The sequence below is a fragment of the Paenibacillus sp. AGC31 genome (assembly GCF_057334655.1).
The window spans coordinates 55287-72005 of the sequence record NZ_JBHFJH010000009.1 but is presented as its reverse complement, the minus strand read 5'-3'; the positions used below and the strand labels follow the sequence as shown (position 1 = coordinate 72005).

Here is a 16719-nt window from a genome sequence, read left to right as displayed (position 1 = left end):
GCGAAGGGCTGCTTGCGCTATGCGGCACGCCTGACGGCACGCAGCAGCCCCACGCGGACGAAGTGCCCGCCTCGGAGCGCACCGCTCACGCGCTCCTCGCGGGCACGCTCGCGCTGCTCGCCGGGCGGCAGAACCTAGCGCGTGAATGGGCCGAATCGGCCCAACTCACTGCGCGGCAACCTGCCGCCACAGGTCGCCCGGCGACGACAATCCCGCCGGGCCTGCACACCCTGCTGCGCCTGACAGCACCCGGCGCAGCCTCTGCTGATGAATACAACAACCAGTGCAACATGTTACTGGTACACCTATAATTTCCTTTAATCTTTAATCTTTATATCTTTAATCACTAATCACTAATCTCTGATTTCTAGTCCCGAACCTCCAACCCCTGTACATCCCCACATATTCCCGCACTAGCCCATCCGATCGAAATTGTAAAAGCAACGGAGCTACCGGTAATCGGAGCATTTCCCGAACCGTGTATTGTTCCGTTGCTAATGGGTCGAGCCCTTAAGCCCTCAATTTTCCACTCTGCACTTAACTCAACGTAAGCCAATTCGTCTCAGCCTTTGCATATCACTGCTCGAAAACAGCGGATCGGCGTGCCGTACATGTCAGACCAGATGGCATCGTCCGGCTCATCCACATTCAGTTTATCTTCAATGGTTAATCCGGTGACAGCCATAATCGTTTCCAGCAGATCCGGCCGCATCTCAGGCACATCGAAGGTAGCGATTAACTGTCCGTTTGGTTTCAGAACCCGAGCGAATTCACGAAACGCCCGCAGCATCGTGCCCGTATCCAGATGTTCCAGTACAGAGATACAGAACACCCGATCAAACTTACCTGACTCGTACGGAAGCTGGGCCAGATTAGCCTTTGCACGGTGCAATCGGATGAGAGTTGATTCCGGCAGATCCTGGGCCGCTTGCTCACCAAAATCAGAAACGATATCCAGTCTTATCGCCTCTTCAGACAAAATACGTTCATCCCAGTCACAGGCGTGAACCTCGCGGCAGTGTTCGGCAAGCCAGAATTTGAACGGATGGGAGATACCGCAGGCTGCATCAAGGACGACGTCATCTGGACGTGCAAACCGCCGGGCCCATTCATATTCGTAGGGACGGCTCCACCATGCCGGATGCAGCGGGAAGACCAATGTGTCCGTTTTAGGATCACTCTGCCGAATGTATCTTGATTCCATGAATTCCGTTACCTTGGGCATATCCATCATCCCCGAATTCCCTCCTTCAATCCTGTCTCTGCCAAAAAAGATTCCAACACCGTGTTCCAACGGCTCCGCCACCTGGCAAGATCATAGGACAGTGCAGTCTCGCGCGCATAGATTCCCAGTCGTTCTCGCTCGGCCCGATCCTGTACAAGACGTACCAGTGCAGCGGTTAGTTCCTGCTCACCAGGAGGTACCAGCAGCCCATTAAAACCATCCTGAATCAGATCATTCAATCCGCCAACATTGGAGGCAATTACCGGAAGTCCACAGCTCATCGCTTCCAGACAGGCATAGGAGGTGCCTTCCGAGAACACGGTGGGAATTACGGCGATATCTGCCTGATGGTAGGCCTCTCGAATATCACGGAAATCATACGTGCGCTGGTTAATTCGCTCCGCATGTGGATGAGTACGATGCCAGTAACGAAAGACTCTCCCGACCGTACTGCCTTCGACCAGTTCCCCGGCAAATTCAATCTCCAGATCCGGAAAGGCTCCAAGAAGTTTATCCGCCGCCAGCATCATTGGGATAATACCCCGTTCCATGCTGATGCGGCGCGGATAGATAATGCGAATCGGGCGGGGAGAGGTCACACGGGCATCCACAGTTTTCTTTTCAACCTGTCCCTGAATCGGAACATTAACCTGATAATCAGCATCTGCTTCTACCAGAATCTCCGTAGCCCAATCCGTTGAATTCCGGTGGTTATGAGCAAACCTATACGTTTCGCCATCTGCCTCAGCTTCTTCCCGTTTCGATAACTGCAAATGGAGATCTAACATCCCTTTCTCCTTTCGTTCTTGTTCGCTATCTGTATCCCCACCTCCGTCTCCGTTAGCCTTACCATTGTTCGCTCCATCACGACTCATTCCACCCTTACCTTCTACAGCTTGCACCCCTGATATAACTGCACCAACATTCTCTTCATGACTCGCCAGATCATGCTTCCATGCGACAAGCCATTCGTCTTCCTGTTTCTGCTCCAAGGTCCGTGTTGGTGGGGCTGGTGTGAAATAGGACGTATCCACTGCGTTGGGAATCAGGACAACCTGCCTTGGATCAGTATAGGTGCACGCAGCCCGGCAAAAGGTCTGGAAATGAGAATCCACGGATACAATGCGCACGAGTCCATCCAAAGCCAGTTGAATATGTTCCGCGACTTGTTGTTTGGTCTCCAGTGGCAGTCCGGGACGATCCCAGTTAATGCCGTGACAGATGCCAAGACTGCCGGGTTTGTAGGTGATGGGTTGCCACAGACAGCTGGCATAGATCACGGGACCGCGCGCTGCGGCTGCCATCCGGTCAAAGGCTTCCGGTACATTATCCATGTCGTACGAATAACCGAATACGTCAATCTGCTCCGTCCGAGTCTGGAATGCTTCAAAATAGGACAGCTGATGAACTTCGGGAATATGCCCGAGTCCTCGGATGACACTGCACAGATCCAGAATGTAACGCTCCAGTCCACCACCAAATACACGACCGAATTCCCGGTTGTACCCGTCGGTGAAACTATGTGTCAGGATACTCACTACGCCCATCTCACGGTCCCTCCTTCCAGGGAATCAGCCGAGGTTCCGGATCGAGAATAGACTCGTAATGTGCAAGATTACCCCACTCACCGCTAGGATCAATGCGCTTGTAACGCAAATATTTACGAACCCGGTCCTCCAGACTGCCTGCCCAGCCGAGATGCTGAACCTTCAATTCCGTGCTGACTCCAGGCAATACAGTGCAGGACAAGGGAAGACGGGGGACATGATGATTCTGTTGTGGATAAAAATAAGGATATCCAGGCATATACCGTACAAGTGAAGCGGTATGCCGCTTGTGAAGAGACCAGAGATCATCTTCCCGATAGTGGGTCCGGCCACCCCACATATCGTAGAAACGGAATGCAAACCAGTCCGCATACTCCTGATTAATCAAAGTGCGTATGGCCTTCTTGGCCTCTGAGCTGTACAGCTCATCCGCATCAACTGAGAGCAACCAGTCGGGACATGTTCCCGCCGCCGCTTGCCATAAGGTGTTGCGAAGGCGCCATTCCTCGGAAAATAGCGGTTTCTCCAATACCTCCAGACGGACCACTTTCGGATAGGCTTTGCATAGATCCGGGGTTCCATCTGTGCTGGCATCGTCCACAATCACGATCTCGTCCACGAACTCACTCAGATCATGCAATACTTCTTCAAGGTATCGGCCACGTTCATTGCGAACCTGGAGCATGGCGGTGAGCTTGTTGCCTTTGCTTTTGCGAACCCGGCGAATGGAGAAGGGTTCTTTGAATACGCTTGTTTCCTCCTCTATGGAAGTAGTGTCCTGTTCGAATTGACCTTGTGTGTCGCCCCAGTGATGCACTTGGCTTCGGGAGCCATGTGATGGTTGTGCATGATCCGGTGTGTGATCGCCATTTTCCAATACGTTTATATGTGTTCGATCCACTGTTTCCGTTGGCGTGAAAGTGGTTTCGGTTCGGATATCCCTGTGCACCATTGGCCCATTCAACTGTTGTCTACGCTTCTTCGGGTCCAGCATCATGGCACCTCCCCAAGCAATTGCTGTACAGCATGATCCAACAGCTCCAGCTCCACAATCCGGGCCAGCGCTTCTTCATCCTCCAATGCTGTCTCAAGGAAATGTCGGACGGCCCCGTGCCGTTCCCCTCGCAGTGCCAGCGCACTTCCCGATAATTGCTGATAATCCCGGCGACTGTCATCATCCTGAATATCGACTGCATGCACCAGAGCCAGTGCATCATCCACACGTCCAGTCTCCTGGAAGATGCGGAATTTCCAATGTCTCGCGGTTTCTCCGCCAAGTTCGTCCAGGATACGCAGAGCATTTCCGTAATCATCGTTCATACGCAGTAGTTCCGCTCGTACAAGTTGATCTTCTCCCGCCTCAAACCAGCGACATAACTGTTCATAATGATGCCGTTCTTGTTCATCTGCTGCACTAATTCCGTACACCCGCAGGGCGTCCTCCAACTGTCCGGCCCGGGCATGAATGGCAGACAGGAATCGATAATGGGAGATTACACAATCACTGCGACCATTCATGACCGCATGGGTGAAGGACTCTTGCAACGAATGGACGGCCCGAGAATCTTCAAGCAAGTACTCATAGGCTGCCAGCAAAAAGGATATCGTCTCATGTGCACCTGCTTTGGCACGAAGCTGGCGGTAGAAGTCGGCACGTACACTGCATTGAAGCAAGGTGACGCTATCCGGAGTGCCTGACAGGATCTGCCGCAGCGCATGCAAGAAGAGCAGTTCGTAGTCCCGGAGAGGGACTTCGAGATCATCCTTTTGCATCGTCCCCGCAGGTGCAGAGTCTTCGCCGCCCAGCCAGATGGCACGTACGCCTTGGAATAACAGCTTCATATAACGTGTTTCGGAGGATGTGCCTACCAGATCGGCGATGCCGACCAGTTTGGAAATACTGCTCTCCCATAGCGGAGATTCTGCTTCGTTTCCAGCAGGCTCAGGGAGCAGGGCAATACATAGCTCAGGCTCCAGCGAAGCCGCAGCCATTAGCCAGTAGGGATGGGCGACTACGGCTACGGTGCGAGGTTCGAGCAATAGCTGCTCGGCTTCAGGGAGGGAGATGACGGTAATGACCGGAGGTACATCTTCTGATTGCGTCAGGCTGCTGACATAGTAGACCTCTCCTTCGATCGACAGCAATGCAGCAATATCGGGGTAGGGAAAGGATGACCAGCCTCCTTTGCAAGGGAAGAGAACATATCGGACAGGGGACTGTGTTGTACTGGCCTTATCCAGGCTGACTTCGGAGTCTTCACCTGGTAATGGCGCAGGTTTTTCCATGAATAGTTCACCTCACCTTGACTGTAATATGGTGCGTCATTCACTCTGCATGTACTTCATGCTTTCACTTTATATGTAAAGCCCTCACGGTACTTCGCATGATATGCCTGAGACTAACATATGGGCATTCCGTCCCAAACATGAGTATCTTCCATGAATAGATGCAGTTGGCAAGCTGTGATAATAGACTGAATTTTATCTTTTATGTGACCAGGATCACTTTTTTTTGCGCTAGAGACGAAGATTGTGATAATTCTCACATGTATAAAATAGGTAATCTGGCACAATACGTTCATCAACGTATTTGGCGGACAGACAGCGAAGGTGCAGCTTCAATGCCAAATACGCATACTGCGAAGTGAACAGAAAGAAGGGGTAACGGTATGGATCCGATTATGTTATCGCGTATCCAATATGCACTTACAACGATTTTCCATTTCTTTTTTGTGCCGCTATCCATCGGTCTTGTACTGTTGGTTGCGATCATGGAGACGTTGTACGTTGTTAAGGGTAAAGAGATCTACAAAACGATGGCCAAGTTCTGGGGCAAGCTGTTCTTGATTAACTTTGCCGTCGGGGTAGTCACAGGTATTTTGCAAGAGTTCCAGTTTGGCATGAACTGGTCCGAGTACTCTCGGTTCGTGGGGGACGTGTTCGGTGCGCCACTGGCTATTGAAGCGTTACTCGCGTTTTTTATGGAGTCTACATTTATTGGGTTGTGGATATTCGGATGGGATCGTTTGTCCAAAAAAGTGCATCTGGCCTGCATCTGGCTGGTGTTTGTCGGCACATTCCTGTCTGCGCTGTGGATTCTGGCAGCCAATTCATTTATGCAGCATCCTGTTGGGTTTGAGATTAACAACGGCCGAGCCGAGATGAATGATTTCTTTGCACTCATCACAAATGGTCAGTTGCTCGTCGAGTTCCCGCATACGATTTTTGGGGCATTGATGACAGGGGCCTTCGTTGTAACCGGGATCAGTGCCTACAAATTGATGAAAAAGCAGGATGTGGAGATCTTCCGCAAATCGTTTAATATCGCGATCATTATCGCGCTTATTTCCTCGTTTGGTGTAGCTTTCTCCGGACATTTCCAGGCGCAATATCTGGTGGAGACACAGCCGATGAAGATGGCAGCCAGTGAAGGTACATGGACAACGACAGAAGATCCGGCGCCATGGACGGTGGTCGCTTTTATCGATCCGGATAAACAGGAGAACACGGGGGAGATCAAAATCCCAGGGTTACTCAGTTACCTGTCCTACAGCAAGTTCTCCGGTAGTGTCAAAGGTATGAAGGAGCTTCAAGCTGAGTATGAACAGACGTATGGACCGGGGGACTACATCCCGCCGGTACGGACAACATTCTGGAGTTTCCGCATTATGATCGCAGCGGGTGGTTTAATGATTGCATTGGCGCTATACGGTACATTCCTAGCCATGCGTAAGAAGCTGGAGGTCGCTGGAAAGTGGTTTATGCGTCTGATGGTGTTCGCCATATCTTTGCCGTTTATCGCCAATACGTCAGGTTGGATCATGACCGAGGTTGGAAGACAGCCATGGACGGTATTTGGTTATATGACTACCGAAGCCGGGGTTTCACCAAACGTATCCGCAGGCATGATCCTGTTCTCCACAATTGCGTTCACAGCTGCGTATACCGTGCTTGGTATCGTGATGGTATACCTGTTCGTACGTGAGATCAAGGCAGGACCATTTGCGGTCGATAAGCCGGAAGATCACGATGAATCGGCCGATCCGTTCGGCGTGGATGGGGGTTATTCCGTTGTCACTAAGTGAGTTGTGGTTTTTGCTGATTGCCGTATTGTTTGTCGGTTTCTTCTTTTTGGAAGGTTTTGATTTTGGTGTGGGGATGTCTACAGGCATTATCGCCAAAACAGACCGTGAACGCCGGACCCTGATCAACTCGATTGGTCCGTTCTGGGATGGTAATGAAGTATGGCTGATTACAGCAGGGGGCGCGATGTTTGCTGCCTTCCCGCATTGGTATGCGACGTTGTTCAGTGGTTTTTACCTGCCACTTGTGGTGGTGTTGCTGGCCCTGATTGGCCGCGGAGTTGCTTTCGAATTCCGCAGTAAAATGAAACAGCAGCGCTGGCGCAAAACATGGGACATCATCATTGTGGTCTCCAGCGCGCTTTTACCGTTCCTGTTCGGCGTGGTCTTTGCCACATTGATGAAAGGTCTGCCCATTGATGGGGAGATGCAGTTGCGTGCAGGATTCCTCGATATTGTTAATCCGTACACCGTGATTGGTGGCTTGAGCGTAACGCTACTGTGTCTGGTTCATGGATTGCTGTTTGCATCACTACGAACAGTAGGTGATCTCAGAGAGCGTGCCTTGAAGACAGCGCAAAAGTTGATGCTGCCGCTGGCTGCGCTACTCGCTGTTTACGCGTTAATGACGTATTTCATGACGGATGTGTTCGCCGTACGAGGCTGGGCTCTTTGGATCATGGTTGTACTTGGCGCAGTTTCGCTTGCACTTGCAGCATACTTTGTTCGTCAGAAGCGTGAAGGCTGGGCTTTTGGTATGACTGGAGCAGTGATTGCAATTGCCTTTGCCTCGGTCTTTATCGGACTTTTCCCAAGAGTGATGGTGAGTTCCTTTGGGGCGGCGTATGACCTGACTGTATACAATGCCGCATCGGGAGCGTATTCATTGAAAGTAATGACCATTGTAGCTTGCACATTGCTGCCGTTTGTTCTCGGCTATCAGATCTGGAGTTATTATATCTTCCGCAAACGCCTGAACGAGCAGCACCACCTGGAGTACTGATATGGGACGGGGGCTGATGAAGCTGCCGGGCATCCGGCCTGTAATCGCGCTGGCATCAGCGCTGGTACTGTTGCAGGCGATGACGATCATTATGCAAGCCAAATGGCTGGCACAGGCCATCACGGCATTGTTTGAAGGTTCATCCGTAACGGAGCAGTACCCGGTACTACTGCTGTTCCTGGCTGCTTTTGCCGCCCGCTATGCCCTATCTTTCTGGTTACAACTCGTGACCTCAAGATATGCGGAGAGAACGGGAACCGATCTGCGCAGACAGATGGTGGAGCAGTGGTTCAGGCTTGGACCGCGTTATGCCAAGACGGAGGGCACAGGCCATCTGGTTACGCTGGCACGTGAGGGCACAGCCCAATACAAGACCTATCTGGAACTGTTCATTCCTCGCATGCTGGGCATAGGATTCACACCCATCGTCATTCTGCTGTATGTGTTCAAGCTGGATCTGATGTCCGGGGTTATTCTGATGCTGACACTCCCAATCCTGATTGTGTTCATGATTCTGATTGGCCTCGCAGCGCAGCGGAAGATAGACGGACAATTCAGATCCTACAAAGCACTCGCTAACCATTTTGTTGATACCCTGCGTGGTCTGGAGACGCTGAAAACATTGGGACAAAGCAAAACACACGAAGGGTCCATTCTGCGGGTCAGTCAGCGGTATTGGAAAGCGACGATGTCTACCTTGCGCATGGCCTTTCTTTCTTCGTTTGCCCTCGACTTCTTCACCATGCTGTCCGTTGCTTCCGTAGCAGTTGGTCTGGGATTACGTCTGACGGAGGGGCATATGCTGCTCGGCCCTGCTTTGACGGTACTGATTCTGGCATCCGAATATTTCCTGCCTGTACGTATGCTCGGCGCTGATTATCATGCCACATTGGACGGTAAGGAAGCCGGAGCGGCCATTAATCAGGTGATTGAACGGGGGAAAGCTGCTGAACGGAAACAGAAAGAAGCCTATGCAAATGTTGTTGCACATCCGGTTAGGGAAGAGGACGAAGCTGGATCTGCACCATCATTATCTTCGGGTAATAGGAAAGCTGCTACTTCGACCATACGTGTCATGTTGAATGATAAAACGGCTGCGGGACATTTTGCTCCTGATCCTGCTTCTGTTTCTACTACTCCTGAGCTTGTTTCTTCCTCTTCCTTAGTGTTCTCTTGGAATGAGAATAGCAGGTTGGCACTAACGGATGTACAGGTACGGCATGATGATGAAGGTCCTTATTCGCTAAAGGATGTCACATTTCAGATCACGGGTCTTGGCAAAATTGGTATTATTGGCGCCAGCGGAGCAGGCAAGTCCACGTTGATTGATGTATTGGCTGGATTTCAGCTTCCTACTTCAGGCCAAGTATTAGCCAACGGACAGCCTGTGACACAGGATCTGCTTGAATCCTGGCGAAGACAGACGGCAGCCATTCCGCAGCATCCGTATATTTTCAGCGGAAGTCTAGCGGATAACGTTCGTTTCTACATGCCGGAGGCATCAGATACGGAAGTGGCGAAGGCCATTAGCGCAGCTGGATTAACCAAGCTACTGTCTTCATTATCCGGTGGGCTGCATGAGCTCATTGGGGCTGGTGGCAGACAGCTCAGTGGTGGGCAGGAGCAACGGGTGGCTCTGGCAAGAGCTCTGCTTAGTCAACGAAATATCCTGTTGCTTGATGAACCGACAGCTCATCTGGATGTAGAGACAGAGTATGAACTGAAACAGACGATGCTGCCGCTATTTGAAGGAAAACTTGTATTTTTGGCTACCCATCGTCTGCACTGGATGCCACATATGGATCGAATTATTGTCATGGATGGCGGCACGGTGGCAGAGACGGGAACACATCAGGAATTACTGGCACGACAAGGTGTATATTATCAGATGATTCAGGCCCAGATGGAGGCGATATAAAATGAAGTCCGGATATGAGCATATGGAGACCGTCCGTAACGGAAAAGAAAAAAATAGCTGGATTGCTCCGTATGTGGCACAGTACCGCTGGAGATTCATTGCAGTCATTGCGCTGGGTACATGCGCTGCCTTGTGTGCGGTACTGCTGCTGTTCACCTCCGGATTTCTGATCTCCAAGTCTGCGCTGCGTCCTGAAAATATTTTGATGGTGTATGTACCCATTGTTGGTGTACGTGCATTTGGGATATTCCGCGCCGTGTTTCGATATATCGAGCGATTGGCAGGACATGATGCCGTATTGCGGGTGTTGGCCGATCAACGGGTGAAGCTGTATCGCATTCTGGAGCCGCAGGCCCTGTTCCTGCGTTCTCGTATGCAGACCGGGGATGTACTTGGAGCACTCGCCGATGATGTGGAGCGGCTGCAGGATATTTATCTGCGTACAGTCTTCCCCGCCGTTACCGCGCTTGTGATGTACGGTGGGGCTGTGATTGTCTTTGGTAGTGTGGATCTGGGATTTGCGGTGTGGATGGGCTTGTATATGTTATTTCTCGTTGCCGTGTTACCTGCCCTCTCTCTGAAAGTGACGTGGAGATGGCGTGTACGGCTGAAAAAGGAAAACAGCACGTTGTATACCCGTCTGACTGACGGTGTGCTTGGACTGGGAGATTGGCTTGCAAGTGGACGAGCAGCAGAATTTGTTCAGCAGCAGGAAGAGGCAGAAGAACAGGTCGACACAGTTCGTCGCAAGTTGCGGCGCTGGACACGCTGGCGTGATCTGATAGCCCAGTCTGTCATTGGCCTGCTGGTGGTATCGGTTACGTTATGGGCTGGAAATGCCGCTGCTGTTGGGCACTTACCTGCCGTGATGATTGCTGCTTTTGTGCTGGTGTTATTTCCACTTACGGAAACACTTGTGCCTGTAGGGGATGCGGTGGAGCATCTTCCACAGTATCGAGAATCGCTGGATCGCTTGAAGCAGCTCGAAGGGAAAGAGCATCTTCCGTTGCAAAATGGAGCCGGTGATGCTGACGGAACGGGCGAATCGATCTCTGTAGTAAAAAACGGCAACGGATTGGCTGGACAGACATCGGAGTCCTTGCCAGCTGCGAATGATATTCCGGACAGACGAATTCGTCTTCGCATTCCACCGAAACTCAGAGCAGACATCGAGATTAATCGCGTAAGTTACCGTTATGCAGCAGATGATTCCTACGCCGTACAGGACGTATCCCTTCATCTGCCACAAGGCAAACGATTAGCCATCCTTGGACGAAGCGGCGGCGGCAAATCAACATTGTTGAAGCTGATTCAGGGGGCTTTGTGTCCATCTGGGGGGAAAGTTCTGGTCAATAATATGTCTGTGCAGACCTTGGGTGAGAGTGTCACTGATGTCATTGCGGTGTTGAATCAGAGCCCACACCTGTTCGACACCACGGTAGCGAATAATTTGCGGATTGGTCGTCCACATGCAACGGATGAGGAGATTCGTCAGGTGGCCGCCCAAGTAGGTTTATCCGGTCTGATCGAATCCTTGCCGCAGGGATATGATACACCGATGCTGGAGACGGGGCTGCGTTTCTCCGGTGGGGAAAGGCAACGGATTGCTCTGGCCCGGGTACTGCTCCGGGAGACGCCTGTTATTATATTGGATGAACCAACCGTAGGGCTTGATCCGGTGACGGAACGCGAACTGATGCGGACCATTCTGGACAGCTTGCAAGGCAAAACGATGATCTGGGTCACCCATCACCTGATTGGTGCGGAACAGATGGACGAACTTATTTTTATGGAAAATGGAAAAATTGCCATGCAGGGTTCTCACGAACAATTGCTGTCTGGAGAAGAGCGATACCGCCGTCTTATCGAACTTGATCGACCCGGATGGACAGGTCGGCAGCAACAGACACAATCGTTGCCACCCGTAGCTTCGAGATAAGTGGGAGCCTGTTAGCGCCGAACCATATAAGCATAACAAAGAGACGAGCCAAGAAATCTTGGACTCGTCTCTTTTTACATTTCGATATGACCGCTTTTGGTTGCGGATAATTACATTTCCACCAACATTAAAATAATGGAGGACAGACACAGACAAGTGCTGACGAGATAGAGCACAGCAACAACCTGTTTATGATTCAATCCGGCACGCAGCAGTCGATAATGAGCTTGACTTGCATCGGCCTGATAGATCGCTTTACCTTGAATGAAGCGTTTAATAACGACAAAGATGTTATCAAAGATCGGTACACCCAGCGCCAGAATCGGAATGAAAATGGACAACATGGTTGCTTGTTTGAATGCACCATCCAGAGCAATAACCGCCAGAATGAAGCCGAGGAACGTAGCACCTGCATCGCCCATGAACACTTTGGCAGGAGCTTTGTTGTACTTCAGATAACCGATCGTCACACCGACCAGAATGATCGACATGAGTGCAGAATCACTTTGGCCTTTGGCAAGGGCCACGATGAACAGGGTAATCGCCGAGATGGCCGATAATCCGCCAGCCAGTCCGTCCATGCCGTCCGAGAAGTTGATGACTGTTGTCACCCCGAAGATCCACAGGATCGTTAGAATGAATTGCAGCCAGATTGGAAGCATGACATATTCCGCGTTGAAGGGATTCACGAATCCGGTGAACGCAATACCTGAAGCAAATACGAGTACTGCCGCAGAGACCTGTACGAGCATCTTGGGCAGGGCAGGGAAATCTTTGCCTTTTGTTTTGTACCAGTCGTCGACGGTACCAATCGTTAGCAAAAGCATACCACCAGCGACCAGGGCCGCCGTTTCCCATGTGATTTCTTTCGTCAGAGCAATGTATGTCAGGAAAAATCCAGTAAATATCGCGTAACTCGCCGTGAGCGGGATAGGTTGCCTGTGCAGCTTACGCTCCACATCTTCTCGAGGCTTGTCCACAAAATCGAGCCGATGAGCCAGTCGACCAAGCGGCGGAATAAGCAGAACCACGACAGCAAAAGACACTATAAAAGCCAGTATGTATACCATAAACTCGCTTGTTTCACTCCCATCTACCAATTTCCCCTTATTATACGAGTTAAACAGGAAATCTGTCGATGTCATTATTGTAACCAGACGTACGTAAAGGTGAGCAAAAGTTCAGGTTTTATCGCATTTGAGGAAGATAGGAGCCAAAATAATGTTTTACGGCTTCAGCATGATATCCATCATCACCTTGCCAGGTTGCTGCAAAGACAAAATCGCTGGAACCACCTTTGCGTTTTCTTGGTTTATCTCCAGGAACCAGTATGCCTGCTGCCGCCCAGATTTCCAGCAGGGCATCTCGCTCCTGTTTGCTGGAAGGGAAGAGATCCTTCCACTTTTTCTCCAGTGAGCGAGCACTGTCTTTAGGGTCTTCCGTCTGAGCTGCTTTAAGCAGGTTGACCAGGATGGCTTGGTCTTCAGGAGTTACTTCATAACTTGCATCGTTGTCCTGAAGCAGTAATTCTAGATCCATCAGGCAGTAGATAAGCCAGCCATGCCGTACGCCGCCCCACTTGATCCGTTCAAAGTTCAGGACGTTTAGGTCGACGTTGGAATATTCCTTGTCTGACTGCAAACGCAGGAAATTGCAATCTCCACAGGCACTGGTATTAGCGTGAAGGGCAGGGCGTTCCGCGTAGGTGTGTAAAGGCATGTTCGATGTTAAAGCCCAGCTGGATAATGCGCTGCGCAGGTAGACTTTTTTGGTGGACAGACTATGTAGAAAGGCCGAAATCACGCGTTCCTTGAAGGAGTCATCCTGATGCATGGCGTACAGACGCTGGACAATCTCATCATGCGTGATCGTGAGTGGGTCGAACATAACGCCTTTGCTCTTGGCATATTCAAATTCATCTCCAGAGAAGGGTGCGGAAGTTGTTTTCCAGCCGCCGCCTCCCCAGAATGTGCTCAGCAGTATCTTTGCCGCTTTTTTGTCCATATGGTTAGCCTCCTTATATGGGAATTGCGATCATGATCATTGTGATTATTCTATCTCAGACCTGCTTAATGTGCGTATTCCGCGGATGTATTCAGAATCATCTCGACTAGTCCTGGAAAACGTGTATTTAGTTCTTCCTTTCGTAGGGAATAAAAGTGCTGTTTACCTACAATACGCGGCTGGATCACGCCAGCTTCACGCAAAATTTTGATGTGATGGGACAACGTGGATTTGGAAATATGGTCTACTTCGAAGGCGGAACAGTTTTTCTCGCCAGAGCTGGCCAGACAGTGTGCAATTTTCATGCGTATTGGATCACCCAATGCATTGCAGACCGTGGTCAGCTTGAATTCCGAAGCCATAGGTATCGTTGGAGTTCTCATATCTATGACGTTAGCATATTCGGCTGTACCTTTCAATGTTTGAAAAATTTCGAACTATAGAAGTTGAACTGTAACTATTACACTTGTTTACTCCGATTGCAGTACCATCTTTCGATCGCTCTTATCCCCAGATTTTCTTTATTCCCTTGCTCCAAGGGAAAAATCCGGTGATAAATGCGCACGCTTCGCTTCTTCAGATTGGTTCTGCACTCTCCGTGTTAGTGTAAAAGTCGGTCTCAACTTATATATTTCTTGCAGGCAGTATAAGAAGTATGATACATTTCTTTTCAATAGTTCGAAAATATTCGAACTTAAAGATTGGAAATCGGATTTTTTATTCTAGGAGGAATATGAATGAGTACTATAAATACCACTACACTGTTGAACAACTATTTCCGTTTATTTGATGCTTCACGCACAGACGAGCGCGCCATGGAGGACTTATTGTCCCTGTTTACACCGGACGCAGAGATTGTGCTTAACGGCACCAGTCGAACAGGATTCGATGGTTTCATGAAGGCTTTCTACGAATACAATAAAGACGTAAAACATATGTGGGACGCGTGGGTGCAACAGCCTGACGGCAGCTACCAAACGAACTGGGCAGTATGCGGACAAACGGCAGACGGATCGGTATATGCCAAAGCAGGCATTGATATCGCGCGAGTGAATGATACGGGCCAGATTGTGTATCTGGAGAATGTACAGGCCGATCAGAATGCGTTCAGCAAGTATAATCAGTAATAGTGCAGAAGCCCCACAGTCTTTCGAACTGTGGGGCTTTTTTTGTGTGGCATATTTAGCTAATTTGATAGACACTGAGGACGAAGGCTTCATCTATCCAATAACACAGTTTCTGCAAGAAAATTGGTACATAAAAACTGTACATGAAGATATGTAAATGAAAAAGACCCTCCCGCATGTCTAAAACATGGCGGGAGGGTCCTCATAAACGTACATGCACGCCTTCCCTACCCCTGCATCGTCTTATTCTGAAAGGCAGCGATATCTGCATACTCTTCTTCGAATTTGCGGGAGATGCGGATGAAGATCGGCAGCAGTTCACGGTACACGCGGACACTTTCCGGGTCAGGCTGGTGCCGATGTGTTGATCCGATCATGCCGGAGACGGCACTCAGGGAATCGATGCGGCCAAGGGCGTACAAGCCCAGTACAGCTGCGCCGAGGCAGGAGCTTTCGATACTTTCAGGAATGATGACATCCTGATCGAAAATATCTGCCATCATCTGACGCCACAACTCAGAGCGGGCGAAGCCGCCTGTCGCCTGAATTTTCTTCGGACGACCGATCTTTTCTTCAATTGCCAGCATGACGGTATAAAGGTTGAACAACACACCTTCGAGCGCAGCGCGAATCATATGTTCTTTCTTATGATGCAGCGTCAGGCCGAAGAACGAACCCCGTGCGTTCGGATTCCAGAGCGGAGCCCGCTCACCTGTCATGTACGGATGGAACAAGAGACCTTCCGAACCGGGAGGTACGTTCTCAGCAACACGAGTGAGCACTTCATACGGATCGATGCCAAGTCGCTTCGCCGTTTCCACCTCGGAAGCCGCAAACTCGTCCCGAATCCAGCGGAAAATAACACCGCCATTGTTAACCGGTCCGCCAATGACCCAGGCATCCTCCGTGAGCGCATAACAGAAGAAACGTCCTTTTGGATCGGTCACTGGTTTATCCACGACCGTACGAATCGCTCCGCTAGTACCAATGGTTACGGCCACGACGCCTGGGTCAATGGCATTCACGCCCAAGTTGGAGAGCACACCATCACTGGCTCCGATGACAAATGGTGTGGTGACCGCAATGCCCATCTCCTTGGCGTATTCCGGGTGCAGTCCATGTTTCAACACATGTGTGGTTGGGACCAATCGGGATAGGTGTTCCGGCGTAATGCCCGCCACATGTAGCGCTTCTGCATCCCAGTCGAGTTTCTCCAGATTCATGAGCCCGGTGGCGGAGGCCATCGAGTGATCAATGACGTATTCAGAAAATAATTTATAGAAAACATATTCTTTCATGGATATGAATTTGTACGTCTGTCTGAACAGTTCCGGTTGATCCCGGGTGAGCCACATGATTTTGGTGAGAGGGGACATCGGGTGAATCGGCGTACCTGTTCTCAGATAGATTTCGTGACCATTCATCTCCAATTTGAGTGCTTCGGTCCACTCGGCACTGCGATTATCTGCCCAAGTCATGGCCCGCATTAGCGGTTTGCCGTGTTGATCGACAGGCAGAATGCTGTGCATGGCCGAACTGAAGGATACAAACAGGATGTCCTCTGGCTTCACTCCCGCTTTGGACGTGGCCTGTTTAACGGATTCGATGACTGCTTTGAAAATATCTTCCGCATCCTGCTCCGCAATCGCAGGTGTGGGGGTGTGTAGCGGATAATCGGCACTGCCTTGAGCCACAATGGTTCCGTTCTGTTCGAACAAGACGGCCTTGGTGGAGGTCGTGCCGATATCTACGCCGATCATATAGGGTGAAGAAGCCATTTTGTCATCCCTCTTTCTTAAATATATAAGTGAATGAATGCTGTTACACGTTAACACTTCGGGTACAGAAAGCCTTCCGATCGCGTAAATGCGAAG

General features: G+C 50.4%; 14 protein-coding genes. 6 read left to right on the top strand and 8 right to left on the bottom strand.

Features of this window, described 5'->3' with window-relative positions:
- Nucleotides 1-311, top strand: a 311-nt coding sequence (locus ACE04G_RS06055; RefSeq protein WP_486094246.1) for a hypothetical protein, incomplete at its 5' end; no start/stop codon positions are given.
- Nucleotides 312-562: 251 nt separating this feature from the next.
- On the opposite strand, the gene ACE04G_RS06050 is transcribed toward ACE04G_RS06055, so the two are convergent.
- The 4 genes from ACE04G_RS06050 to ACE04G_RS06035 are packed head-to-tail and all read right to left on the bottom strand — an operon-like array spanning nucleotide 563 to nucleotide 5058.
- Entirely contained in the window at nucleotides 563-1234 is a 672-nt protein-coding gene (locus ACE04G_RS06050; RefSeq protein ID WP_221819752.1) for a class I SAM-dependent methyltransferase, read from the bottom strand.
- Entirely contained in the window at nucleotides 1231-2772 is a 1542-nt protein-coding gene (locus tag ACE04G_RS06045; protein ID WP_260632657.1) for a glycosyltransferase family 4 protein, read from the bottom strand. Before ACE04G_RS06045 ends, ACE04G_RS06050 begins: the two co-directional genes overlap by 4 nt.
- Nucleotide 2773: 1 nt before the next feature.
- Nucleotides 2774-3769, bottom strand: a complete 996-nt coding sequence (locus ACE04G_RS06040; protein ID WP_260632656.1) for a glycosyltransferase — start codon at nucleotides 3767-3769, stop codon at nucleotides 2774-2776.
- Nucleotides 3766-5058 (bottom strand): tetratricopeptide repeat protein, encoded by a 1293-nt coding sequence (locus ACE04G_RS06035; RefSeq protein ID WP_449005171.1) that lies wholly within the window; start codon nucleotides 5056-5058, stop codon nucleotides 3766-3768. The genes ACE04G_RS06040 and ACE04G_RS06035 overlap by 4 nt, the downstream gene beginning before the upstream one ends.
- 383 nt (nucleotides 5059-5441) lie before the next feature.
- Between ACE04G_RS06035 and ACE04G_RS06030 the strand changes: the two genes are divergently transcribed.
- The 4 genes from ACE04G_RS06030 to cydC are packed head-to-tail and all read left to right on the top strand — an operon-like array spanning nucleotide 5442 to nucleotide 11714.
- Nucleotides 5442-6857, top strand: coding sequence for a cytochrome ubiquinol oxidase subunit I (locus ACE04G_RS06030; RefSeq protein ID WP_449005170.1), 1416 nt, complete (start codon nucleotides 5442-5444; stop codon nucleotides 6855-6857).
- Nucleotides 6802-7857 (top strand): cytochrome d ubiquinol oxidase subunit II, encoded by a 1056-nt coding sequence (gene cydB, locus ACE04G_RS06025; protein ID WP_449005169.1) that lies wholly within the window; start codon nucleotides 6802-6804, stop codon nucleotides 7855-7857. The genes ACE04G_RS06030 and cydB overlap by 56 nt, the downstream gene beginning before the upstream one ends.
- A gap of 1 nt (nucleotide 7858) precedes the next feature.
- Nucleotides 7859-9775, top strand: coding sequence for a thiol reductant ABC exporter subunit CydD (cydD, locus tag ACE04G_RS06020; RefSeq protein ID WP_449005168.1), 1917 nt, complete (start codon nucleotides 7859-7861; stop codon nucleotides 9773-9775).
- A gap of 1 nt (nucleotide 9776) precedes the next feature.
- Nucleotides 9777-11714, top strand: a complete 1938-nt coding sequence (cydC, locus tag ACE04G_RS06015; protein ID WP_449005167.1) for a thiol reductant ABC exporter subunit CydC — start codon at nucleotides 9777-9779, stop codon at nucleotides 11712-11714.
- A gap of 110 nt (nucleotides 11715-11824) precedes the next feature.
- Here cydC and ACE04G_RS06010 read toward each other — a convergent pair whose 3' ends face one another.
- From ACE04G_RS06010 to ACE04G_RS06000, 3 genes are all read right to left on the bottom strand, one after another.
- Nucleotides 11825-12784 carry an MraY family glycosyltransferase gene (locus ACE04G_RS06010; protein WP_145325010.1) on the bottom strand — a complete coding sequence of 320 codons (960 nt, stop codon included), beginning with the start codon at nucleotides 12782-12784 and terminating at the stop codon, nucleotides 11825-11827.
- Between the two features lie 118 nt (nucleotides 12785-12902).
- Complete coding sequence (locus tag ACE04G_RS06005) at nucleotides 12903-13718, bottom strand: hypothetical protein (RefSeq protein WP_221819743.1); 816 nt, start codon at nucleotides 13716-13718, stop codon at nucleotides 12903-12905.
- Between the two features lie 65 nt (nucleotides 13719-13783).
- A complete protein-coding gene (locus tag ACE04G_RS06000) occupies nucleotides 13784-14080 on the bottom strand; it encodes an ArsR/SmtB family transcription factor (RefSeq protein WP_221820270.1) in 297 nt (98 codons plus the stop codon).
- Between the two features lie 375 nt (nucleotides 14081-14455).
- On the opposite strand from ACE04G_RS06000, the gene ACE04G_RS05995 reads away from it, so the two are divergent.
- Entirely contained in the window at nucleotides 14456-14845 is a 390-nt protein-coding gene (locus ACE04G_RS05995; protein ID WP_339306065.1) for a nuclear transport factor 2 family protein, read from the top strand.
- Nucleotides 14846-15072: 227 nt separating this feature from the next.
- Here ACE04G_RS05995 and gntK read toward each other — a convergent pair whose 3' ends face one another.
- Nucleotides 15073-16623 (bottom strand): gluconokinase, encoded by a 1551-nt coding sequence (gntK, locus tag ACE04G_RS05990; RefSeq protein WP_339306063.1) that lies wholly within the window; start codon nucleotides 16621-16623, stop codon nucleotides 15073-15075.
- Nucleotides 16624-16719: the final 96 nt, after the last annotated feature.